This is a genomic window from Citrobacter freundii complex sp. 2025EL-00176 (genome assembly GCF_053309355.1).
Window position 1 is genome coordinate 129,245 of sequence record NZ_JBRYHT010000002.1, and the last position, 22,861, is coordinate 152,105.

Sequence of the window (22,861 nt, forward strand, 5' to 3'; positions counted from 1 at the left end):
TTAATACGCCGCTTTGTTCACAAAGCCTTTAAATATCGTCAGAAAAACAATTTTGATATCGAACCATACGCTCCACTCGCGAATATATTCGAGGTCAAACTCCACACGTTTCTCCATTTTTTCCAGCGTATCGGTTTCCCCCCGCCAGCCGTTGATTTGCGCCCAACCGGTAATGCCCGGCTTCACCTTATGGCGTAACATGTACCCTTCAATCAGTTGGCGGTACTGTTCGTTATGCGCCACCGCATGCGGACGTGGCCCGACGATAGACATCCCTCCCGTCAGTACGTTAATAAACTGTGGTAACTCATCCAGCGATGTTCGGCGCAGAAAATTACCCACCGGCGTCACGCGCGGATCGTTTTGCGTCGCCTGCGTCACCACCGCGTCGTTTTCCATCACTTTCATTGAGCGAAACTTCCAGACTTTGATCGGCTTCCCATCCATGCCGTAACGGGTCTGGCGAAAAATTACCGGTCCTTTTGAGGTCAGTTTCACCAGTAGCGCAATACCGCACAGCACCGGGGAAATCAGCAGCAGGATCAGCGTGGCCAGCACGATATCTTCCGCGCGCTTTAACAGACGATTAATTCCCGAGAGCGGCGTGTCATACAGCGGCACCACCGGAACACCATTCATCTCTTCAATCCGTGAATGCAGGATGTTGAAGGTAAAGACATCGGGGATGAGGATCACTGAGCAGGTGGTGTCGGCCAGATCACGTACCAGTTTTTTTACGCTGGCGCCATCGCTCATCGACATGGCGATATAGACGTTATGAATGCGTGAGGCTTTGGCGTCATCCACCAGCTGTTGCAGGTTCCCGGCCCAGTCGCGGGAGTTTTTGCCGGGGATAGGATCGTGATAAACACCGGCCACTTCAAACCCCAGCCACGGTTCATGGCGAAAGCTATCCAGCAGCATTTGTCCGGCGGGCAGGTCGCCTGCCACCGCGACCCGGCGGGTGTTGTAACCGCGATTACGCAGCCATCCCGCCCCGTAGCGAATAAACGAACGGCTCAACACCAGACCTACGCTTGACAGCAGATACCACGCCAGCCAGACCGCAAGACGGTTATCGAAATCGTTATTAAAGGCAATTAAACCTGCGCTAAAAATCAGGCTTAGCGTCCAGTTTTGCAGCAACAGCACCAGCTCGGTGGATATTTTGACGCCGCGCCAGGAGCGATAAAAATCCGTTATCCCGCCGAGCATCTGAAAAACCACCAGCGTGATCAACGCCACCAGCAGGTGCATGTACAGGAAAGGTAAACCGCTTAATTCGCAGATTACCCATAGCCCGCCAAACATGATGGTGATATCCGAAAAACGTTGCACCATCGAAATTAACGACGCATTGGTTTTGGCGCGTTCGCGCTTCTTTAGATGTGTCATCGTGGTTCCTGTTAGTCGCCTTTGGCCCATCATCGGGCAAAGGAAGCACCGGCATTACTGATTCAGCAACGCCAGAAGAGTGCGCGTTCGCGCTTCCATCAACGGAATATCTCCGCGCGATTCCACGTTCAGGCGCACCACCGGTTCGGTATTGGAAGAGCGTAAATTGAAGCGCCAGTCGACAAACGACATGCTGATGCCATCCGTTCTGTCCACCGTCAGCGCCTCACGGGAAAAGTGCTGCTCCACCCTTGCAATGGCTGCCGTCGGCTCTGCCAGCGTGCTGTTTATTTCTCCACTCGCCGGGTACGCCGCCATCCGGTCACGAACCAGTTCGCCAAGCGACTGTCCTTTCAGACACAGCAGCTCCGCCACCAGCAGCCACGGGATCATCCCGCTGTCACAGTAAGCGAAATCGCGGAAATAGTGATGCGCGCTCATCTCGCCGCCGTAAATGGCATCTTCATGGCGCATCCGCTCTTTGATAAACGCATGTCCGGTTTTTGACATCACCGGTTTACCGCCTGCCGCCGTCACCACATCCACGGTGTTCCAGGACAGGCGCGGGTCGTGGATAATTTTCGCCCCCGGATTCTTCTCCAGAAACGCTTCCGCCAGCAGGCCGACAATGTAGTACCCCTCAATAAACTGGCCCTTTTCATCGAACAGGAAGCAGCGGTCAAAATCCCCGTCGAAGGCAATCCCCATATCCGCACCGTGTTCAATCACCGCGTTACGCGTGTCTGCCCGACACTCCGGCAGCAGAGGGTTGGGAATACCGTTGGGGAAATTGCCATCCGGCGTGTTGTGAATTTTGATGAACTCGACCGGCACGCCCAGCGTCTTAAAACGGGTTTCAATGGCGTCCACCACCGGACCTGCCGCACCGTTGCCGGAATTGAGCACCAGCTTCATCGGTTTCAGGTTGCCGGGATTGATGTAACCCAGCAGGTGGTCGATGTAAGCATCGCGAGAATTAATCCGCTGGTAGCGGCCACGTTTGCTCTCATCAACCGCCGGGAAGTCATTCGCTTCCGCCAGTCGCTGCACGTCGCGCAGACCGGTATCGCCGCTGATGGGCCGTGCCCCTTCCCGCACCAGCTTCATGCCGTTGTAATCCAGCGGATTATGGCTGGCGGTCACTTCGATGCCGCCATCAACGCCAAGATGGAAAGTGGCGAAATAAATCTCTTCGGTGCCCGACATACCAATATCCAGCACATCCACGCCTGCATCCTGCAGTCCTTTCGCCAGCGCCAGCTTTAGCGTCTCGCTGGTCAGGCGGACGTCACCGCCGAGGACGATGGTTTTCGGCTTCAGGAACTCGCCGTAAGCGCGGCCAATACGCCACGCAATCTCTTCATTTAACTCTTCGCCCAGTCGGCCGCGGATGTCATACGCTTTAAAACAGGTCAGTTTTGTCATGATTTACCCTTTTTCAGGCAACAGGAGGCCCTGACTCTTAATGAGCCTTTTTTATGAGTGTTAAATGCATTGCCCGGTGCGCATCAGCGCATCAGGCATCAGGCGCGCCCGTATCTGTCGGCAAACCGCACCACATCATCCTCATCGAGGTAAGATCCGGAGCGCACTTCAATCAGATCGAGCGGGATTTTCCCAGGGTTCTCCAGACAATGGGTCGCCCCCAGCGGAATATAGACAGACTCGTTTTCAGCGAGCAGTTTGATATCATCATTAATTGTCACTTTCGCGGTGCCAGCGACGACAACCCAGTGCTCGGCCCGATGATGATGCATCTGCACGGACAATCCCTCGCCAGGCTTGACGGTAATTCGCTTAACCTGATAACGGTCTCCGGCATCAATGGAGTCATATTTGCCCCACGGACGATAAACTTCGCGGTGAATGTGGTGCTCATGGCGTCCATCAGCTTTAATTTGCTCCACCACTTTTTTGACATCCTGTACCGCGTTGCGATCGGCAATCAGTACCGCATCTTTGGTCTGCACCACCACCAGATCTTTCACCCCGACGGTCGTTACCAGCCCGGATTCGGCATAGACGTAGCTGTTTTCCGTTTTGTGGCTAATGACATCGCCGTGATGCACATTACCTTCGGCAGTATGGGCGCTGATTTCCCACAGCGATGACCAGGAACCAACATCGCTCCAGCCTGCATTCATCGGCATCACCACCGCATCGGCCGTACGTTCCATTACCGCATAGTCCACAGACTCTTCCGGGCAGGCGAGAAACGCCTGTTCATCAACGCGAATAAAATCGAGATCGGGGTCGACGGTGCTCATGGCGTTTTCGCAGGCCTCAAGGATGTCGGGACGATACTTTTTCAGTTCCTCCAGGTAGCGACCAGCCCGGAACAGGAACATACCGCTGTTCCAGTAATAGTCGCCGCTTGCCACATACGCCTGTGCGGTTTCCAGATTCGGTTTTTCAACAAACTGCGCCACCTCAAAGGCCACGGCGTCAGTATTCGCTGGAGAAACCTCGCCTCGACGAATATAGCCATAACCGGTCTCCGGCTGGTCAGGAACGATACCAAACGTTACCAGCTTACCCGCACTGGCATATGGCATCGCATTGCGAACCGCTTCGCGAAATGCCTCTTCGTCGGCAATCATGTGATCCGCCGCCAGTACCAGCAGCAGCGGATCGTCACCTGGACACTGACGTTTTGCCGCCAGCGCAGCCAGCGCTATCGCCGGTGCCGTGTTACGTCCGGCAGGTTCGAGAATAATGTTCTCGGTCAGTTTGTGCAGTTGCCGTAACTGTTCCGCAACGATAAAACGGTGTTGTTCATTACAGATAACTACCGGGCTTTCGCACTCCACACCGTTCAGACGGCAAATCGTCGTCTGCAACATGGTGAGATCGCCTTTCAGACACAGGAACTGCTTTGGATACAGTACGCGGGACAGCGGCCATAAACGGCTCCCCGAGCCACCGGCCATCACTACCGGAAAGAGTTTGTTTTGACTCATCATGTACCCCGAATATCAGCAATAAATTGACTCAGCACGTTTTCTTTATCCAGCGTGCGTTCGGCATACTCACGTGCCACCGTGTTAACTTTTGGCATGGTTAGCGCCTGTTGAATCCCGCCAACCAGCGCATTCACTGATTCCGGCTCAACACACACCGCGATGTCTGGGTGAGCGTCACACAACTGACCCAACTCGGTCTCAGGCTCGGCGGTAATCACCGCGTTACCGCCAACGGCGAGGATATTAGTCAGTTTGGACGGCAGTACCGCATCCGCCGCGCCGCGCTTTTGTACGACCAGATGACAGTCCGCGAGCTTGAGCAACGCAGGCAGCGCGTCATAAGATTGCAGCGGAAAGAACATCACGTTACGCAGGTCGCGTTCGCTGACCATGGTCTCCAGCCGCGCTTTTCCCCCGCCCTGCCCGACGATCGCAAACAGCCAGGGTTGCTCACTCAACCGGGCCGCCGCCTCGATGACGCTCTCCAGCCCCTGCTTTTCACCGATATTGCCCGAGTAGAGAATGATTTTTTGATCTGCGGGCAATCCCAGTTTCTGGCGCAACGCCAAAGCATCGGCATCGGTCACGTCACGAAAGCGCGCCACTTCCGACCAGTTCGGGAAGAAAATAACCTTGTGTGGCGCAACGCCTTTTTCCATGGCTTTGTGCATCATGGAACGGGAAATCGTCGAAATAGTGTCCATGTTATGTAAACCACTGCGTTCAAAGGCGCTGGCCAGTTTCGCCACCATACCGCGCTTGCCTTTGCCCGCCATGCCAAGTCCCAACATGGCATCGACTTCATAATCCTGAATGTGAAGCAGCGTGCGTGCGCCGCTGAGTTTTGCCAGCAAGCGCATACCCGGCGTACAAAACAGCGTCGGCACCACGCCGATGATGCGATCCGGCTTCCAGCGACGTTGCGCCAGCAGCGGGAAGAAACTGCTCAGGGCGAAACTGCCCAGATGCAGCAGGCGCTTGAGCGTTGAGGGTTGCTCAGGCACATACAGCGGACAACGCCAGACGGTGGCCTCCCCCTCCTCGCGACGATAGCGCCAGGATGAATAGCGACCATTAACTTTCCATTGCGGATAATAAGGCGGCGCGGTGATCACCCGAACGTCATGACCTTGTTGCACCATCCACTCCACCATTTCACCGGTGTATTTACCGATACCGGTCAGCTCCGGCGAGTAGTTGATGCCATACACCAGGATCTTCATAGCCCAGGCACTCCGGTCTGACTTGCTTCGCAGAAGTAAGCCCGGCTGTTGGCGTGCACGCTGTCACTGGACAGAATCTGCGTTACCGCCAGCCAGCGGTAGGCATCATGTTGGGCATCAGGCAATTGCAGATCGTTTTCTGATACGCGCAGACGAAATCCCAGCACGATGTAATGCGTTGAGAAATCATCCCCGGAAAAGTTGTCGTCATAGAAGTGCTGCCAGACACCATAAAACTCAGCGGCGGACAGCGATAGACGCAACCCCAACTCAGCTTCAGTCAGCCGTTCAAAAGCCGCGTGGAGCGATTCATCTTTTAGCACACGACCGCCGGGAACGAACCAGTAGCCCTGAGCCGGACGATTGAGACGCTTACCAAGCAGAAATTCTCCCTCGGCGTTTTCCACGATCAAATCGACAGAAATCAGCGGGGTTGAGCGTACAACGGTGGCAAAATCCTCATGACGTAAAAACATGCTTACCCCCGATAACGCTGCTGGTTTTCAAGGAACCACTGCCAGGTGCTGGCAAGCCCCGCCTCAAGCGATATCTCGTGATACCAGCCCAACTGATGCAAACGCGTAACGTCGAGTAATTTGCGCGGCGTGCCGTCCGGTTTGCTGGCGTCAAACACCACGCGCCCCTTGTAACCCACTACCTTGGCGATGGTCTGGGCCAGTTCACGGATGGTGCAGTCCACGCCGGTACCCACGTTGATATGCGACAGCATCGGTTGGGTATATTCCTGCCAGACTTCATGAGCCAGCTCCATTACGTGGATACTGGCTGCCGCCATATCATCGACATGCAGAAACTCGCGCATCGGCGTACCGCTTCCCCACACCACCACATCCGGCGCATTTTGCTCGCAGGCTTCGTGAAAGCGGCGCAGCAGCGCCGGGATCACATGCGAATTGCTCGGATGAAAGTTGTCATGCGGCCCGTACAAATTCGTCGGCATCACCGAGCGATAATCACGGCCATACTGACGGTTATACGATTCACACAGCTTGATGCCGGCTATTTTGGCAATCGCATACGGTTCGTTGGTCGGCTCCAGTTGCCCCTGCAAGAGCTCGCTTTCGGCTATTGGCTGGGTGGCATGTTTGGGATAAATACAGGATGATCCGAGAAACAGCAGTTTATTCACGTTATGCAAATGCGCCGCATGAATGATGTTGCTCTCAATCATCATATTTTCGTAAATAAAATCAGCGGGATAAGTGTTATTGGCTACGATCCCACCCACTTTTGCCGCCGCCAGGTACACCTGGTCAATACGTTCAGCGGCGAAGAACTGACGCACCGCGGCTCCGTCCAGCAGGTTAAGCTCATCGCGGGTACGCAGCACCAGTTCGACATTATCTCGTTGGGCCAGCTGTCTTACGATGGCGGCCCCCACCATCCCGCGATGGCCCGCCACAAAAATACGTTGTCTGTTCATCCTCAGTACTCCAGCGCGATGGCGACCTCGTAACCGTGCGACTTCAGCAGGGAATGTTTCTTCGCCGCTTCAAGGTCGTTTGCGACCATTTCAGAGATCATCTGACGCAGCGTAATTTCCGGTTTCCAGCCGAGTTTTTCATGTGCTTTAGCCGGGTCACCCAGTAGCGTTTCTACTTCTGCCGGACGGAAATAGCGCGGATCGACGGCGATTATCACGTCCCCAGGTTTCACACCCGGCGCATCGTGTCCGGTCACGGAAACCACAATGCCTTTTTCATTCACGCCCTCACCTTCAAAACGCAGTTTGATACCCAGTTGCGCCGCCGCCATTTCTACAAACTGACGCACGGAATACTGCACGCCGGTAGCAATGACGAAATCTTCCGGCTGCTCCTGCTGCAGCATCATCCACTGCATCCTGACGTAATCTTTGGCATGCCCCCAGTCACGCAGCGAATCCATGTTGCCCAGGTACAGGCACGACTCCAGACCCTGAGCGATATTGGCAATGGCGCGGGTGATTTTACGGGTGACGAAAGTTTCACCACGGCGTGGAGATTCGTGGTTAAACAGAATGCCGTTACAGGCATACATACCGTAGGATTCGCGGTAGTTAACGGTAATCCAGTAGGCGTAGAGCTTAGCTACCGCATAAGGCGAGCGCGGGTAGAACGGCGTGGTCTCTTTCTGCGGGATTTCCTGCACCAGGCCGTAGAGTTCTGAAGTGGAGGCCTGATAGAAACGGGTCTTCTTTTCCAGACCGAGGAAGCGGATAGCCTCCAGCAAACGCAACGTACCGATCGCATCAACGTCCGCGGTGTATTCCGGTGAGTCAAACGACACCGCGACATGACTCATGGCGCCCAGGTTATAGACCTCGTCCGGTTGGACCTCTTTTAAAATACGGGTCAGGTTGGATGAATCCGTCAAATCGCCATAGTGCAGATGGAATTTGGGATTGCTTGAGTGTGGGTCCTGATAGATATGGTCCACACGTTCGGTGTTGAATGATGAAGCGCGACGCTTAATGCCGTGTACTTCATACCCTTTTTCCAGCAGGAATTCTGCCAGGTAAGAACCATCCTGCCCGGTTACGCCAGTGATGAGAGCGACTTTTGACATGTTATTACCTCTTCAATGATCCCCTCAGGGAGTAACTTTCTCGACGCGTTCGCGCGTGACTACCGCGGGGTTTCCCCGACAAACGACATTTGCTGGCAGCGATTTAAATACGCTGCTTCGTGCTCCGACGACGGTGCCATCGCCAATCGTCACGCCTGGCGCGACAAAGACATCTGTCGCTAGCCAGCATTTATCGCCAACCACAATCGGTGTGGCGTTAATATCAAAATGTTGGCTGGCGTAATCATGACTTCCGGTACATAAATAACTCTTCTGCGAAATAACCGCGTGTGCGCCAATCGTAATATTCCCCAACGTATATAAGACCGCGTCATCACCCACCCAGGCATAATCTCCCAGGGTTAATTTCCACGGATAAGTAATTTTTACTGAAGGTCGAATAACTACGTTTTTTCCTATTTTCGCGCCGAACATTCTTAATAAAAATGCACGCCAGCGATACATTACCTGGGGTGACCAGCGAAACAGTGTTGCTTGTACAGCCCACCATAATTGCACTTTAATGACACCGCTACCGCGAAAACCTTTCGGCACATTGAAGCCGCTTAAATCCTGCATAATGTGCCCTTACGTTTTGCCATATAAGGTTTTTGTTTTACCAGTTGTACGCAACCGTAAATATTCAGAAACCCCAGTCAAAAAACCTGGCATATGTAATATCTGCCGCTGAACTTTTTTTGCATCGCGGCATAATTCCAGATTATTCGTCGTTGACACCCCGCCCATCGAAAACTCCGACACCAGCCCTTCCAGTTTTTTGAAAGCGTAACCAGATTTATATAGCCTGGCGGCCAGCGCGTAATCGGAGGATATTTTATATTGCAAATCATAACGCCAGACATTCAGTCCGGAGAGCGGGAAAAAAATGGCCTGATGACTGGCGGGCAGGCTGTGATAAATATACCAACCCGGCTTTGCCCGGCGCTTAATTTTGTTGCCATTGCCAAAATCCAGCAATGCGTCGCCGATAACCATGGCTTTATCACTCTGCGTTTTTAACTGGCGGATAAACTGAGCCGCATCGGCATGCAGAATATCCCCGGAGTTGAGGAACAGCGCAAAGCGTCCGCGCGCCATGGCGATGCCTTTGTTCATCGCATCATAAATGCCGTTATCCGGTTCGCTGACAAACCGTAGCCGGTGTTCATCACCGAGACCTTCAAGAAACGCCGACGTACCGTCAGAGGAGCCGCCATCAACAACAATCCACTCAAAACTGATCTCGCCTGCCTGCGCCAGGTGTGCCAGCGAGGCGTGAGTTTTGACGATCCCTTCCAGATTGCGAAAGGCGACGGTAATAATACTGAGCAGCATGTGATTTACCTCGCGATATTCAGCGCCTTGCGCAAAATAAACGGACATACAATTAAAAATGCGTATTCCGGACTAAATACTGACCCTGTAAAAAACAGTGACAACGGCGTAAAAAGATAAAGCTGCACCCGATAATTCTGATTATCACCAAAAGCATTGATCATCATCTTGATGACTTTCCCCATGTACCACAGGGCTAATATGACGGCGAACCACGAAAAATAAATAATCAGCAGATACAAACCATTGTCTATCGTTTTACCCACATCCGCACCGTTAAAAATTCCGAATGATGCAACATATTCATAAAGCGAACCGAATCTTACTACTCCATCAACATGCATTAGCGAATAACCGACCATCACTAACGGCCCTACGATTCGATAATACGATGATGACCCCTCGGTACCTAAATCGCCAAGGCGCGTTGCGATGTACGGAAACGCAAATATCACACCGACTAAAAACACGCTTAATGAGATTATCGCCAGCGGCATCTTCTTTTTTATCGCATCCTTATTCAGGTACTGGAATGCCCACTCCAGGAGATAAAACAAAATAAACGTCATTACCCCTGAAAACGAACCTGATAATATTATCCCTGCCAGAATCATAGCATCGGACTTAGGCGTTTTGATACCAAACTGTTTGATGCTGAGCCAAATTGAGATTAACGCCAGAGCGAAGAATGCCGGTTCGAAATAAAGCGCGGTGGTGCGTTTCCCGCCAAACTTAATAAAGTTCAGAACATAGCTGTTACTGTAAATAAGATATTTCGAAATAACTTCCATTAAGCTGCTGCCGCCGCTGAGAATGATCTGCGCCATTTCAACTGCCGCTAACCCCACCACCAGCCCGACGACCAGCCAGAAAAAGCGCAGGATCTTAATGTAGTTATGCGGCGAAATGGTTTTGAAGCGAATGCTCCACACCATGCCAATAATCACCACGGTATAGACAAACAGCATCGCGGACGTTACGTACTTACTGGCATCCAGCGATTGACCGAACAGGTAGTTAAACGCCGTCAACCCTCCCCCCACGCCCAGCGCAATCATTAACTTTTTAATATTGATGCGCTCGACAAACAGCAACAGTAGAACGGGCAAGAAGGTGACGATCGTTACCGGGAAGCTCTCGCCAAGCTGGGCAAGTTTGACGTTAACCAGCAGATAAAGTAGCGGTAGCAGCAGATAGCTACAGATTCTGATAGAACGAGACATACTCCTCCAGCATCTGTTGCCCACTGTATGCCACCCGACTGCGCTGGCTGAACGCGGCAAGTGAGGTGTCGAATACCGCCTGCGCGATGTCTGATTTTTTCAGTTGTACCAGCCGCAATACATCCGCTTCACTGAACGTTTTGCCGCCCGCTTTCGCCAGCACCTCCCGTGCCGCCTCGCTGTGCGTAGCAATCACCGGAACGCCGATGGAAAGCGCTTCGCACAGAATCAGTGGGTAATTATCAACGCGGGAGCTAAACACCAGGCCATCCATCTCGTTAAGCGCGCTCATCAACGTGCGCTTGTCGCTTTCGAAGCCATGATTGATGACGTTATCGCCAACAAAGGGCGAAAATTTGCCGAAGGTATGCAACTCAATTTTTTCTCCCATCGCCATCATCTCCTGCACCAACTGCTGATTGGTTTTACCGTCATAGCGCAGGTCATGAGCCACCACAGCGATTTTCGGTCTGCCCTGTGGCTCATGTTTGGCGGGCAGGTCGGCAAGAATGGCTTCAGTTGCCACATCAATACCATTGTTAATAATGCGGCAGCGCCCCACGCCATACAGGCTGTTGAACGCGTCGGCCACATGCTGGCTAGGAGAGATAAACTGGCAGCCAAGCGCTAACATGTCGCGAAACATCTGCCGTTTCCCGGGCAATTGCTGATGGGCTTTGTCAATTTTGACCGGCGGATAGTTACTCAGTGTCGGGCATTTCTGGCAGCCCGTTTTCCAGCTTTCGCAACCGTCGGTGAAAGCACAGCGCCCGGTCACGCTCCAGTGATCGTGCAGCGTCCAGACAAAGGTGATGTCCGGTTTATGCGCCTTCACCTTTTGGCAAAAGGTCACGACCTCTTCCAGGTTCAACCAGTAGCTGTGCAGCACATGAAAATGCAGCACCAGTGGGCCGGAAGTGCGGGTCACCGTTCGGTATAAATTGTTGAGATTGCCAAACAGGTCGCGGTTAGCGAAACGAAATAGCGCAATATTCGCCACCGATGTCAGACGCGGCGTATGTTTGATAACATGCGGATAATTCCCGTGGCTGGCGCTTTTCTTGCCACCTTTGCCATAGCCGTACACAAAGCGCGACGACAGTCCTTTCTCCAACGCGCGAAGATGCAGATCTAACGCCACGCCTGCGGCTCCACCTTCTGCGAGTCGCACATTAAATTGTAAGATATTCATTTTGTTACCTTGACTCGTGCTTTCTCGCCCACCACCAGCGTGTTGTCGGGGATGCTATCCACCACCACGCTCCCGGCGCCAATGGTCACGTTATCGCCAATCGCGACATCGCCGAGCAGAGTGACGTTGGCCCCCAGCTCGACACCGTTGCCGATGACCGGACAGGACGGATCTTTGTCGCCAAGATTGCCGATGGTGACACCGTGGCGCAGGGTTAAATCGTCCCCTGCCACCACGTGTTTATTGATCACCACGCCATAACCATGATGGATGGTCAAACGACGACCGATAGATGCAGCAGCCTGAATTTCATAGCCAAACAGACATTCAGTGATCAGGCGATACAGCACCAGCACCGGCGCAGCCCACAGGTTGTTCAAGATATTTTTTTTACGCCAGACGGAGCAAAAATGGGCAATCCGATAGGCCACTACCATGCAGCAGGGACGCAGACTCCAGCCGTTCGCGCGTAAATCTTCCAGCATATTTAGCGTCCTCGCAGTCCGTCGGCCAGACGCTTACTGTTGCGAATGGAAAGCAACGTCAGCAGCGTGCGCCAGTTCATTCGTTTATTGCGGATCTGGTAGAGCGTAAACAGCTGATATTTCTTACTCGCCCGGTCAAACTTACCTTTGTGCTTGCGATAGAACTGAAAGTAGCCGGAGAATTTATGCGGCGATGAGGTAATGCGCATTTCACCGTGGTTCACATGCAGGATCTGCGTCGCCTCTTTCACCTTCCACGGTTTGCCGTACGCCACCACCATCCTGAGGAAAATGTCATAATCCTGCGCGGCTTTCAGTGTGGTATCGAACAGGCATGCTTTAAAACGCCATGCCCATGTAAACACCTGATTACCAATAATATTGCGCTTATAAAACTTGCGTCTGGAGTAAACTGACTTCGGATAGAGCGGCAGACTGGTTGGTTGCGAATACACTTCGCCTTCGCAAACATAATCATTGGCGTACAGAAACGCGTGCGTGACCAGCTGATGACGATGTTGCAGAAACACGCTCAGGCGATTCGGCGTCCATTCATCATCATCATCAATACCCGTAATATATTGCCCACTGGCCTGCATGATGGCCTGATTGCGCACCGCACAGGCCCCGGAGTTCGTCGCGTTATGCGTATAGCACACGCGTGGGTCGTTGAGTTCTTCAACGAACTGCTGTAGTTGCTCATATGAAGAAGAACAGTCATCGACGATGATCATCTCCCAGTGAGGATAGTCCTGCCGCAACACCGATTTAATCGCCCGAATGGCCAACTGTTGGCGGTTCCAGGTTGGCATGTAAATTGAAATGAGTGGGTTTTCTGTCGTCATTTTCGTTTCCCATATATCCCCGTCATACTTCAAGTTGCATGTGCGTTGGCTATACTCACTCACCCCAGTCACTTACTTAAGTAAGCTCCTGGGGATTCGCTGCGTCGCCGCCTTCCTGCAACTCGAATTATTTAGGGTATAAATATGTTTTTGTGGGCCGCTATCCGGCAATGTGCGTTATCTATTTCGAATCCGACGTGTATTCGTATTCGTAGTAACCGTAATCCTGATAGCCACTGGCGCGGCGGAAGATAGAGTTCAGGATCACCCCTTTCACCTGAATGCCGTTTTGCTCAAACCGGCTCAGGCTGGTTTCCACCTCTTTCAGCGTATTGACTGCATAACGCGCCACCATCAGCGTGGTACCAACATGACGCCCAACAATCGCCGCATCGGTCACCGCCAGTATTGGCGGTGTATCTATCAGCACCAGGTCATAGTGCTCGCTGGCCCACGTAATCAGTTCGCCAAAGCGTTCACTCATCAGAAGCTCTGAAGGATTAGGGGGGATTTGGCCGCGAGGGATCAGATCAAAATTCGCAATGGAGGTCGGTTTCGCACTGGAGGAGATATCCCCCTTACCGACGAGGATCTCAGACAGACCGTTGACGTTATTGGTCCCCAGCAGTTCGTGGGTATAGCCTTTACGCATGTCACAGTCGATCAACAGCACGCGCTTGTGGGTCTGGCTAATGACCGCCGCCAGGTTGGCGCAGACAAATGTTTTACCTATCGACGGACTGACGCCGGTCAGCATCAACACGTTGTTGCGCGACTGCATCATGGCGAAGTGCAGACTGGTACGCAGGCTACGGACCGCTTCTATGGCGAGATCCGTTGGATTCCCCACCGCCAGTAACTGGGTTTGTTTGTAGCGCTTCACACCTTTAATCGTCTGGACGTTATCGCGCGCTTTTTGCCATTCTGAAAGCGGGATGCTGGCATACACGCTGATTCCATGCTCTTCCAGCGCCTGCGGGCTTTCAATACCGCGATTGAACAGGGAACGCAGCAGTACGCCTACTACCGAAAGCATCAAACCAAGAATAATGCTGCCGAGAATAATCAGTGTCGTTTTCGGCTTCAGCACACCAGGCTGGGCAATCGCGGGATCGACGATGCGCACATCTCCGACCGTACTTGCCTCGGTGATCTTCAGTTCCTGTTGCTTATTTAACAGCTGCATATAGACCTGCTGACCGGACTCCACATCACGGGTCAACCGGACAATTTCCTGCTGCGTTTTCGGCATTGCCGTCACACGCCCGTTCAGCTTACTTTTTTCATCTTCCAGCGCCTGGCGTTTTTCCAGCAACGTGCGGTACGCCGGGTGAGCTTTGGTGAATAACTTGGAAATCTCCGCTTCTTTAAAGGTCAGTTCGTTGAGCTGCGCATCGATATTTACCATGGAATCCAGCACCGCTTTAGCTTCCAGCGGCAAATCCACGGAGTCTTTATCCTGGCGGAAGGCATTCAGCTTATTTTCGGCAACGTCCAGACGGTTACGCACCTCGGGCAACTGTTTTGCCAGAAACGCCAGACTTTTAGCGGCCTCTTCTGACTTACGCTCTACGTTTTGTTGCAGGTAGTTGCGGGTAATACTGTCAAGGATCTGGCGGATTTGTTCGCGGTCTTCGCCGGTAAAAGTCAGGCTCAATACGCCAGTATCTTTGCCGGTTTCTGTCACCATCAGGTTATTTTGCAGGGTGTTAATCATGCCCAATGTGGAAAATTTGCTGACGGTAAATTGGCTCTCTGGACTGGCATGAATCGCCTCAACCAGCATCGTCACGCCATCGTGATTCAACAATTGCCCAACCTGACCGCGGGCGCTAAATCCTCCGTCACTGACTAATTGATAACTTTTATCGTTCAGCACGCTTAGCGTAAAGGTCTGTTCTTTCATCGCCTTTGGCAGCGTGAATGTGGTGACATTAACGGTTTCATTCTGGCGGCCCATCAACCGATCCCAGCCGGCGCCAAAAATCGGAAACGTATCTTTCGTCACCGCGATATCCAGGTTGAGATCGTCTACCGTTTTTCCCAGTACCAGCCGTGACTGAATAAGCTGAATTTCCGCTTCAGAAGCCGGCGGCTTATTCGACAACGCCGAGCCAATATCTTGCACCAGGGAATTCCCGGTATTTTGTTCAATTTGCACCAGCGCATCCGCACTGTAGATCGGCGTGGCAAACAGCGTGTAAACCGCCGCACACACGGCAAAAGCTGCGGTAATGCCGAGTACCCACCAGCGAGCTTCCACCACCGTCCCTACCAGACGGCCAATATCGATTTCATCATTGCCCGTAACCGGCACGGCGGACTGTTTTACTTTTTCTGTCATTGTTTTACCTGCTCCGCGTTCAATGCCTGAGCCCATTGGCGGGCAGATCGTTCAAGTAATGCGTACACCGCGTCAAACGCATCCCGACTTTTACGGTATGGGTCGGGAATTTCACGTTCGCTGTCCCAGTGACCAAAGAGCATCACTTTGCCGCGCATCTCCGGCACCATTTCGCACAGGGCTGAGATATGGCGTTTTTCCATAGTCAGGATCAGGTCATACTCCCGGCACATGCGTCCTGAGATCTGCCGGGCACAATGATTTTCCAGTGACAGGTTATGCGCCTGCGCGACGCTGATAGCGCAGGGATCTGCACCTTTACCCACCAGCGCCCCGAGACCCGCAGAAGAGACCGTCAACGCTGGATGAAACTTCCTTAACAAGCGTTCCGCCGTTGGGGAACGGCAAATGTTCCCCACACAGACAACTAATATTTTGTTAAACATGACGATTACCAGTTGTGAAGGTCGCTGGCCGTGTCCGTCATATAGCGAACACCGCTAATGGTCGGCAGCAACTGATTGATCAAACGGTTCCAGCGAGCAACCGGCGCGGTCGTGACATACACCACATCGTAAGGCTGGAGTCGGAATGACGTCGCCATCACCAGCGAAGTCGCATCGGACATATCAAGCTGATAGATATTGGCGATCTTGCCGTTGTGCCCGCTTTCGCCTTTCAACGGACGAATAACGAAAATGCCGCTGGCGTTGGAGGTGGTCAGATCGATACCTTCCGCATTGCCTAGCGCTTCGGTGAGCGTCATGCCGCTGAAGTCCATTTTGAGGGTGCTCTGTTTTTTCACTTCCCCCATCACGAAGACTTTCAGATCGTCATTACGCGGCACAAACAGAATGTCGCCAGGATAGAGCAGACGGTTCTGGCTCAGGTCGCCATTTTGCATCAGCGCTTGCAGTGAAATACGTTGCTCCTGCCCGTTGTGAGTCAGTACAACATTGCGCCAGTCAGCCGCCTCGGTGAGACCGCCTGCGGCGTTAATGGCATCAAGAATGGTAAGCGGTACGTTGGTGATGGCCTGCTGGCCAGATTTGTTTACCTGCCCGGATACATAAGCCTTCTGCGAGCGGAAAGCGGCGATATTAACGTCCACCTGCGGGTCAGCGATGTACTTCGCTAAGCGCCCGGTAATATCACTACGAATTTCTGCCAACGTTTTTCCCACCACGCTGACTTTGCCAATATAGGGGTAAAACATGGTGCCATCCGGCTGCACCCAGTTGCCGGTATCGCTTGAGCTACGATACTGCCCGGCCGGAGTCGTGAGTTCAGGATGATCCCAGACGGTCACATTCAGGACATCGCCTGGACCGACCTGATACTGATATCCTGCGATCTCCTGCTCCAGCGACATGTTAGGCTGCGCAACATTCGGACGAGGACGTAATTGCTCGACCAGCCGCGGGGTCAGTGGATAAACATTCACCATCCGATTGATATCAAAATCAGCGTCCTGCTGTTTAATCACATCTTTGCCCATGGAAGACATATTGCTGCCCGGAAGCACGGTACAACCGTTTATCAAGATTACCGATACCAGGACCGGTATCAATTTAAGTTTGGATTTCATCATTGATTATTTATCACTTTGGCAGAGTAATTATCACGTGCGATCTAAATAGCGGCCTCGCCTGTACATATTTACCTTGCCGTTAATTGAAAAGAAATTTAACTGGCATCAGTCCTAAAAATAATGGATTCATCTGCGATCTCTTGACAGAATAATTTAGGCTTGTCTTCAGGCGACCAGACACGCTACCGCCCCTGGCTTCATTAGCTACCAATGCACTGATTAATTTAAATTTTTATCTTCTCCTTTATTTTCATCACATTCAGAACAGCAACGCATTGGGAATAACGCCACTGGTTGATGAACAAATATTTATCTTTTGATTATTACCGCAAGAATTGTTGCAGCTAAGTGAATAGCAGGCAAGATAACAAGCCTCCGCTCACTTGCTTTTAAGATTAATATTAAGAGTGGAATTTATATATTTTTAGGATTTTCTCGATATTGACAGCATTACTAAATAAATACACCACCTGCGATATTTCCTAAATATAATTGGCTGAAGAAAATTATTTCCTGTAGTTACATTACGGCTATTATCCCGCAGTTCCCCTGATATAACCGCCAGAGAAATCCCTTTCCGGCATTGCATTTTCCGCCAGTTTTACCCATGATCGAATTGTGACAATTGTCATACAACTATGGGTATAGCATTTACTATGGAATGGATTGCCGATCCGTCAATCTGGGCCGGACTCGTCACGCTAATCGTGATCGAACTTGTTCTTGGCATTGATAATCTTGTTTTTATTGCCATCCTCGCGGAGAAACTCCCTCCTGCCCAGCGGGATAAGGCGCGTATTACCGGGCTCCTGCTGGCGATGGTCATGCGACTGTTGCTGCTGGCATCAATATCCTGGCTGGTGACGCTGACTACGCCATTGTTCAGCATTCGCGGCCTCAGCTTTAGCGCACGCGATCTGATCATGCTGTTCGGCGGTTTCTTCCTGTTGTTTAAAGCCACAATGGAGCTAAACGAACGGCTGGAAGGAAAAGACAGTGATAATCCCACCCAGCGTAAAGGCGCTAAGTTCTGGGGGGTGGTTGCGCAAATTGTGGTGCTGGACGCCATCTTCTCTCTGGATTCCGTTATTACAGCCGTAGGGATGGTCGATCACCTGGCGGTGATGATGGCGGCGGTGATTATTGCCATCAGCCTGATGATGCTCGCCAGCAAGTCGTTGACTCGCTTTGTCAATAGCCACCCAACCATCGTTATTCTGTGCCTGAGCTTCCTGCTGATGATTGGTTTCAGCCTGGTCGCCGAAGGGTTCGGTTTCCGTATCCCGAAAGGTTACCTGTACGCCGCTATCGGCTTCTCGGTCATGATCGAAGCCTTAAACCAGTTGGCAATCTTTAACCGCCGTCGCTTCCTGTCAGCTAACCATACCCTGCGCCAGCGCACCGCCGAGGCGGTGATGAGGCTGCTGAGCGGCCAAAAAGAAGATGCCGAACTGGATGCCGAAACCGCAGCTATGCTGGCGGATCACCAGGAGGGTCAGATTTTTGCGCCTCAGGAACGGCGGATGATTGAGCGCGTACTGAATCTTAATCAGCGTACCGTCAGCAGCATCATGACCTCGCGTCACGACATTGAGCACGTCGATCTCAACGCACCCGAAGCAGAAATTCGCGCTTTACTGGAAAAAAACCAGCATACGCGTCTGGTCGTTACCGGCGAAGACGAGCAGGAAGAGCTGCTGGGCGTAGTGCATGTCATCGATCTGCTGCAGCAGTCTCTGCGCGGTGAGCCGCTCGACTTACGCGTCCTGATTCGTCAGCCGCTGGTGTTCCCGGAAACCCTGCCGCTGCTTCCGGCGCTGGAGCAGTTCCGTAATGCCCGCACGCACTTCGCTTTTATTGCTGATGAATTTGGTTCTGTCGAAGGGATCGTAACGCTCAGTGACGTGATGGAAACCATCGCCGGTAATCTGCCGAATGAGGTAGAAGAGATTGATGCCCGCCATGATATTCAGAAAAATGCCGATGGTTCTTGGACGGCTAACGGTCACATGCCGCTGGAAGATCTGGTGCAGTACGTCCCTATTCCGTTAGATGAAAAACGTGAGTATCACACCATTGCCGGGCTATTGATGGAATATTTACAGCGTATCCCGAAAACCGGGGAGGAAGTTCAGGTTGGCGACTACCGGCTAAAAACCTTGCAGGTGGAAAACCATCGCGTGCAAAAAGTCCAGTTGATACCGCTACACGGTGAAGAAGAGATGGATTACGAGGTGTAAATCACCCGCCGGATGGCGCATTAGCCGCCATCCGGCAATTCGAATCAGAGTTTATCCAGCAACTTTTTAACATCTTTACCGTTGCGGGAGTCTTTATTGCGATCGGCCCAGTCGTTCAGACGACGTTTCGCTTCATCCTGCAGATGCTTACGCAGCAACTGATCAACCTGCAAGTTATAGTTCAGCGCCTGCCACTGGCCATAAACCCTGAGAGGAACCGGCGTGGCTTTCAGGAACTTAATCAGCTTGCTTTCGCCATCCCAGCCGCCCAGCACGCGAATGTTAAACTGCGTGTCGCAATTCTGCTTCACCAGATCTAACGTCCCCTTGCCAGTCAGCGCAAGCATCGCAGACTCACCGGCCATGTTATCCAGCGTAAGCTCGCCGTTATCCAGCGTCAGATCGGTTACAAAGCGATCCAGTCGGGTGACGTTATCCAGATTTTGCTGGGTTTTAACATCCCCCCCGCTGCGTTCTACGGCTTGTTGTATCATCTGCTGGAAGTTCATCCCTTCCATTCGCGTATCGCTCATATCGACATGGGCCTGTCCTTGCCAGCTATGACGAAACGCCTGGGCGTCAATATCAGAGCCAGAAAAATCTCCCGCCAGTGACAGCTTGCCGGTCAGCGCGATAGGGTAGTTGAAGGCTTTCAGGATTGTGCCAATTTCCACACCTTCCAGCCGCGGATGAAAGACTGCGCGCGGTGCATCTTTTCTGGCGTCCAACGTACCGGGAAGCGAAACATGTCCCCCGTCATTTTTCCCTTCCAGTTGCACGACCTTCAGTAAGCCGAACTGGTTGTCTATTTTTGCCGAGACATTCTCAAAGGCCATTTTACGCCACAATACCTTGTCAGCCTGTAACGTGATGTCTGCCGAGAATCCCTTGAGTCCCTGGTAAGAGACGGCATCAACCTGCGAAGCAATGACGGGACGCGCCAGCGTCGCCTGACTCTGACCTTGCTGAACCTCACCGTTTGTCGCCGCCACGGCATCGCGTTGCACAAGCAGATTGTCCAGATTGAGCTGACCAAATTTCAGATCGACGAGCCATTCTGGTTTATCTAACAACGACACCTGGGCTTGTCCGGAGAGAGAGCTGTCGTTAGCGGTCAAATGAATCTGGCTAAACGAGAGCTGTTTTTTCTCTTCCAGCCACTGCGCCTGAAGCTGCCCCTCACCTTTAATTCCCTGCGACGGTAGATCGGCTCCCTGCAGTTGCCAGCTTAACTGCTCGATATTAGCGGACAAATTATGCGGGTAGTCGGAGGCGTCGACGGTGCCGTTTAAGGATAATGCAAGGTCACGCTGATCGCGGTTCACGCGCCCGGAGAAATCAAACGTACCGCGGTGCTGGTTATCCTGTTCCATCTCCAGACGAATATCGCGAACAGTCACCTGCTCGTCGTCTTCATGCTGGAATACCAGAACGCTGTCGGCAACGCGCAGACTGGCGATATCAAATGACCATCCTTTATCTTCCGCCAGATCGGGCAACGTATTGTCTTTGGGGGCAACGGGCGCATCTTGTCCACGCACCGCCTCAGTTTGCGGGGTCAGTTGAATCACCGCTCCCTTGAGCATCACCTGCTTCACGCTGAGCTGATGGCTCAACAACGGCCACAACGCGACGTCGAGGCGCATATTGTCGGCACGAATCAGGGGTTCGCTGGCACCTTCAGCCGTCAATACCATGCGCCCCGAGAGGATACTCAGCTGAGGCCATACGTGCCAACGCAGAGGACCATCCAACTGCAGCTGATATCCGCTACGCACAGCAACCTGCTTAACCATATACGCGCGGAAATCATTCGGATTCACCAACAGTACTAACGCAGAAAAACCGGCCACCAGCACGACCAGAAGGATCATCAGCGTTGTCAGAAATCGTCTCATGCTATCCCCAATGGACTGAAAACATTCAGTCTTTATCGATCCGGCTGGCGACGGCGCCCTGCTGATCGCGATACTTTGCATCCTGACGACGGTTGTAAGGTCGCGCAGCCGGACCGGAAAGCGGTTCGAAACTCAACGCGCCAATCGGCATGCCTGGACGCAGGGCCAGCGGTAATTTTCCGGAGTTATAAAATTCCAGTACGATGCACCCTGACCAGCCCGGATCGATACGGTGTGCGGTAACGTGTACCATCAGTCCCAGACGCGCTAATGAAGAACGTCCATCTAACCAACCGACGAGATCGGAAGGCAATGTCACGGATTCGAACGTTACCGCCAGCGCAAGTTCACCCGGATGCAGGAAAAATGCCTCGCCGTCCTTAAGGACAATTTCATCGCTCATCACGCGATCCAACGCGGCGCTGACTTCATCTTTCGGTCCACTCAAATCGATATACGCCGCCGTATGACCGCGGAACGTACGGAATTTGTTACCAAGACGCACATCTACCGTGGCGCCATTGATTCGCTCGACAGGAGGGCGTGGAGTGATCGACAGGCGACCTTCATCCAACCAGGCTTCAATATCTCGGTCACATAAACGCATGGCACTTTCTCCTTTCGTGCTTCAACCCCTTAATGCCAGGTGCGTTAAGGGTGAACCAGGTTATCACTGAACGGTACACAATTCGCTGAACTTATTCAAAGAACTGACTGATTTTAGCCTTCAGAATATCGATGGCGATGCGGTTTTTACCCCCGCGCGGCACGATGATGTCGGCGTATTGTTTTGAAGGCTCAATAAATTGCAGGAACATTGGACGTACGGTTTTTTGGTATTGCGCCATCACCGAATCCATAGAACGACCACGCTCGTTCACATCCCGTTTAATACGGCGCATCAGGCAAATATCCAGCGGCGTATCAACAAAAATAGAGAAGTTCATCTCGTCACGCAAACGCGCGTCTGTCAGCAGCAGAATGCCTTCCAGGATGATCACTTTCTTAGGTTCAATATGAATAGTGTCTTGCGTGCGCGTATGCTCAACATAGCTGTAAACGGGGAGTTCAATGGCACTTCCGCGTTTAAGCGTTTGCAGATGTTGAAACAGCAGGCTGTGATCCATCGCGTTCGGATGGTCGTAGTTGGTTTTTACACGTTCTTCCATCGACAGATGGCTTTGATCTTTGTAATAGCTGTCTTCGGGAATAACGCCAATATGTTCGTCACCGACTTGTTCACGTAATTCGCGATAAAGCGTGCTGGCAATAAGACTCTTGCCGGAAGCCGATGCGCCGGCGATGCCGATAATGACGCACTGATGGGACTGATCAGTCATAAATTTAGCGACCTGATTAACCTGGATGTAAGGAAGGGCGGCGTCGAAACGCCAAACGCGGCAATTATAGGGATTTCAGCGGCGCGATGCCAGTCCAGCCTGCACCAATGCTTTCCTTGTCGCAAATTAAAATGATCAGTTTTAAAGCAGGTGCTAAATTTATCTATCAGCCTTAGGAATTAATAGCTTGAGAGTGTTAATTTATGAGCAGCTGGCGTA

General features: G+C 52.3%; 20 protein-coding genes. 1 reads left to right on the top strand and 19 read right to left on the bottom strand.

From position 1 onward, the window contains the following. From wcaJ to ACVXHP_RS07810, 16 genes are all read right to left on the bottom strand, one after another. Positions 1-1,395 carry an undecaprenyl-phosphate glucose phosphotransferase gene (gene wcaJ / locus ACVXHP_RS07735; RefSeq protein ID WP_200005933.1) on the bottom strand — a complete coding sequence of 465 codons (1,395 nt, stop codon included), beginning with the start codon at positions 1,393-1,395 and terminating at the stop codon, positions 1-3. A gap of 54 nt (positions 1,396-1,449) precedes the next feature. After that, on the bottom strand, positions 1,450-2,820 hold the full coding sequence (cpsG, locus tag ACVXHP_RS07740; RefSeq protein ID WP_447571216.1) for a colanic acid biosynthesis phosphomannomutase CpsG: 1,371 nt from the start codon (positions 2,818-2,820) through the stop codon (positions 1,450-1,452). 98 nt (positions 2,821-2,918) lie between these two features. Continuing rightward, entirely contained in the window at positions 2,919-4,355 is a 1,437-nt protein-coding gene (cpsB, locus tag ACVXHP_RS07745; protein WP_200005931.1) for a mannose-1-phosphate guanyltransferase, read from the bottom strand. Beyond that, positions 4,355-5,581: a colanic acid biosynthesis fucosyltransferase WcaI gene (gene wcaI / locus ACVXHP_RS07750; protein ID WP_447571217.1), complete on the bottom strand. Its 1,227-nt coding sequence runs from the start codon at positions 5,579-5,581 to the stop codon at positions 4,355-4,357. Before wcaI ends, cpsB begins: the two co-directional genes overlap by 1 nt. After that, entirely contained in the window at positions 5,578-6,057 is a 480-nt protein-coding gene (locus ACVXHP_RS07755) for a GDP-mannose mannosyl hydrolase (RefSeq protein ID WP_447571218.1), read from the bottom strand. Before ACVXHP_RS07755 ends, wcaI begins: the two co-directional genes overlap by 4 nt. Before the next feature lie 2 nt (positions 6,058-6,059). Beyond that, positions 6,060-7,025, bottom strand: a complete 966-nt coding sequence (gene fcl, locus ACVXHP_RS07760) for a GDP-L-fucose synthase (RefSeq protein WP_447571219.1) — start codon at positions 7,023-7,025, stop codon at positions 6,060-6,062. Positions 7,026-7,027: 2 nt separating this feature from the next. Further along, positions 7,028-8,149 (bottom strand): GDP-mannose 4,6-dehydratase, encoded by a 1,122-nt coding sequence (gene gmd, locus ACVXHP_RS07765; RefSeq protein ID WP_447571220.1) that lies wholly within the window; start codon positions 8,147-8,149, stop codon positions 7,028-7,030. Positions 8,150-8,173: 24 nt separating this feature from the next. Further along, positions 8,174-8,728 carry a colanic acid biosynthesis acetyltransferase WcaF gene (gene wcaF, locus ACVXHP_RS07770; protein WP_199950553.1) on the bottom strand — a complete coding sequence of 185 codons (555 nt, stop codon included), beginning with the start codon at positions 8,726-8,728 and terminating at the stop codon, positions 8,174-8,176. Positions 8,729-8,737: 9 nt separating this feature from the next. Continuing rightward, positions 8,738-9,484 (bottom strand): colanic acid biosynthesis glycosyltransferase WcaE, encoded by a 747-nt coding sequence (gene wcaE, locus ACVXHP_RS07775; RefSeq protein ID WP_447571221.1) that lies wholly within the window; start codon positions 9,482-9,484, stop codon positions 8,738-8,740. Positions 9,485-9,489: 5 nt separating this feature from the next. Further along, the gene (gene wcaD / locus ACVXHP_RS07780; RefSeq protein WP_447571222.1) at positions 9,490-10,707 is read right to left on the bottom strand and encodes a colanic acid polymerase WcaD; all 1,218 of its coding nucleotides are present in this window, start codon (positions 10,705-10,707) and stop codon (positions 9,490-9,492) included. Beyond that, positions 10,682-11,899, bottom strand: coding sequence for a colanic acid biosynthesis glycosyltransferase WcaC (gene wcaC, locus ACVXHP_RS07785; RefSeq protein ID WP_447571223.1), 1,218 nt, complete (start codon positions 11,897-11,899; stop codon positions 10,682-10,684). The genes wcaD and wcaC overlap by 26 nt, the downstream gene beginning before the upstream one ends. Continuing rightward, positions 11,896-12,384 (bottom strand): colanic acid biosynthesis acetyltransferase WcaB, encoded by a 489-nt coding sequence (gene wcaB, locus ACVXHP_RS07790; RefSeq protein ID WP_304700347.1) that lies wholly within the window; start codon positions 12,382-12,384, stop codon positions 11,896-11,898. The genes wcaC and wcaB overlap by 4 nt, the downstream gene beginning before the upstream one ends. Before the next feature lie 2 nt (positions 12,385-12,386). Then, entirely contained in the window at positions 12,387-13,229 is an 843-nt protein-coding gene (wcaA, locus tag ACVXHP_RS07795) for a colanic acid biosynthesis glycosyltransferase WcaA (protein ID WP_042307450.1), read from the bottom strand. 181 nt (positions 13,230-13,410) lie between these two features. Next, positions 13,411-15,573: a tyrosine-protein kinase Wzc gene (wzc, locus tag ACVXHP_RS07800; protein ID WP_447571224.1), complete on the bottom strand. Its 2,163-nt coding sequence runs from the start codon at positions 15,571-15,573 to the stop codon at positions 13,411-13,413. Continuing rightward, the gene (gene wzb, locus ACVXHP_RS07805; RefSeq protein WP_447571225.1) at positions 15,570-16,019 is read right to left on the bottom strand and encodes a low molecular weight protein-tyrosine-phosphatase Wzb; all 450 of its coding nucleotides are present in this window, start codon (positions 16,017-16,019) and stop codon (positions 15,570-15,572) included. The genes wzc and wzb overlap by 4 nt, the downstream gene beginning before the upstream one ends. A 5-nt stretch (positions 16,020-16,024) precedes the next feature. Then, positions 16,025-17,164: a polysaccharide export protein gene (locus ACVXHP_RS07810; RefSeq protein ID WP_447571226.1), complete on the bottom strand. Its 1,140-nt coding sequence runs from the start codon at positions 17,162-17,164 to the stop codon at positions 16,025-16,027. 656 nt (positions 17,165-17,820) lie between these two features. Here ACVXHP_RS07810 and ACVXHP_RS07815 point away from each other — a divergent pair. Beyond that, positions 17,821-19,404 (top strand): TerC family protein, encoded by a 1,584-nt coding sequence (locus tag ACVXHP_RS07815; protein ID WP_316128832.1) that lies wholly within the window; start codon positions 17,821-17,823, stop codon positions 19,402-19,404. 44 nt (positions 19,405-19,448) lie between these two features. Here the strand turns inward: ACVXHP_RS07815 and asmA are convergent, their stop codons facing one another. The 3 genes from asmA to udk form a co-directional block, all read right to left on the bottom strand. Further along, positions 19,449-21,302: an outer membrane assembly protein AsmA gene (gene asmA / locus ACVXHP_RS07820; RefSeq protein WP_447571227.1), complete on the bottom strand. Its 1,854-nt coding sequence runs from the start codon at positions 21,300-21,302 to the stop codon at positions 19,449-19,451. 25 nt (positions 21,303-21,327) lie between these two features. Further along, positions 21,328-21,909 (bottom strand): dCTP deaminase, encoded by a 582-nt coding sequence (dcd, locus tag ACVXHP_RS07825; protein WP_003834269.1) that lies wholly within the window; start codon positions 21,907-21,909, stop codon positions 21,328-21,330. A gap of 91 nt (positions 21,910-22,000) precedes the next feature. Continuing rightward, complete coding sequence (udk, locus tag ACVXHP_RS07830; protein ID WP_003036776.1) at positions 22,001-22,642, bottom strand: uridine kinase; 642 nt, start codon at positions 22,640-22,642, stop codon at positions 22,001-22,003. Positions 22,643-22,861: the final 219 nt, after the last annotated feature.

What these genes read in the sequence shown, in the direction of transcription:
- wcaJ (WP_200005933.1), bottom strand. Translation starts at nt 1,395, where the DNA reads ATGACACATCTAAAGAAGCGCGAACGCGCCAAAACCAATGCGTCGTTA.
- cpsG (WP_447571216.1), bottom strand. Translation starts at nt 2,820, where the DNA reads ATGACAAAACTGACCTGTTTTAAAGCGTATGACATCCGCGGCCGACTG.
- cpsB (WP_200005931.1), bottom strand. Translation starts at nt 4,355, where the DNA reads ATGAGTCAAAACAAACTCTTTCCGGTAGTGATGGCCGGTGGCTCGGGG.
- wcaI (WP_447571217.1), bottom strand. Translation starts at nt 5,581, where the DNA reads ATGAAGATCCTGGTGTATGGCATCAACTACTCGCCGGAGCTGACCGGT.
- ACVXHP_RS07755 (WP_447571218.1), bottom strand. Translation starts at nt 6,057, where the DNA reads ATGTTTTTACGTCATGAGGATTTTGCCACCGTTGTACGCTCAACCCCG.
- fcl (WP_447571219.1), bottom strand. Translation starts at nt 7,025, where the DNA reads ATGAACAGACAACGTATTTTTGTGGCGGGCCATCGCGGGATGGTGGGG.
- gmd (WP_447571220.1), bottom strand. Translation starts at nt 8,149, where the DNA reads ATGTCAAAAGTCGCTCTCATCACTGGCGTAACCGGGCAGGATGGTTCT.
- wcaF (WP_199950553.1), bottom strand. Translation starts at nt 8,728, where the DNA reads ATGCAGGATTTAAGCGGCTTCAATGTGCCGAAAGGTTTTCGCGGTAGC.
- wcaE (WP_447571221.1), bottom strand. Translation starts at nt 9,484, where the DNA reads ATGCTGCTCAGTATTATTACCGTCGCCTTTCGCAATCTGGAAGGGATC.
- wcaD (WP_447571222.1), bottom strand. Translation starts at nt 10,707, where the DNA reads ATGTCTCGTTCTATCAGAATCTGTAGCTATCTGCTGCTACCGCTACTT.
- wcaC (WP_447571223.1), bottom strand. Translation starts at nt 11,899, where the DNA reads ATGAATATCTTACAATTTAATGTGCGACTCGCAGAAGGTGGAGCCGCA.
- wcaB (WP_304700347.1), bottom strand. Translation starts at nt 12,384, where the DNA reads ATGCTGGAAGATTTACGCGCGAACGGCTGGAGTCTGCGTCCCTGCTGC.
- wcaA (WP_042307450.1), bottom strand. Translation starts at nt 13,229, where the DNA reads ATGACGACAGAAAACCCACTCATTTCAATTTACATGCCAACCTGGAAC.
- wzc (WP_447571224.1), bottom strand. Translation starts at nt 15,573, where the DNA reads ATGACAGAAAAAGTAAAACAGTCCGCCGTGCCGGTTACGGGCAATGAT.
- wzb (WP_447571225.1), bottom strand. Translation starts at nt 16,019, where the DNA reads ATGTTTAACAAAATATTAGTTGTCTGTGTGGGGAACATTTGCCGTTCC.
- ACVXHP_RS07810 (WP_447571226.1), bottom strand. Translation starts at nt 17,164, where the DNA reads ATGATGAAATCCAAACTTAAATTGATACCGGTCCTGGTATCGGTAATC.
- ACVXHP_RS07815 (WP_316128832.1), top strand. Translation starts at nt 17,821, where the DNA reads ATGGAATGGATTGCCGATCCGTCAATCTGGGCCGGACTCGTCACGCTA.
- asmA (WP_447571227.1), bottom strand. Translation starts at nt 21,302, where the DNA reads ATGAGACGATTTCTGACAACGCTGATGATCCTTCTGGTCGTGCTGGTG.
- dcd (WP_003834269.1), bottom strand. Translation starts at nt 21,909, where the DNA reads ATGCGTTTATGTGACCGAGATATTGAAGCCTGGTTGGATGAAGGTCGC.
- udk (WP_003036776.1), bottom strand. Translation starts at nt 22,642, where the DNA reads ATGACTGATCAGTCCCATCAGTGCGTCATTATCGGCATCGCCGGCGCA.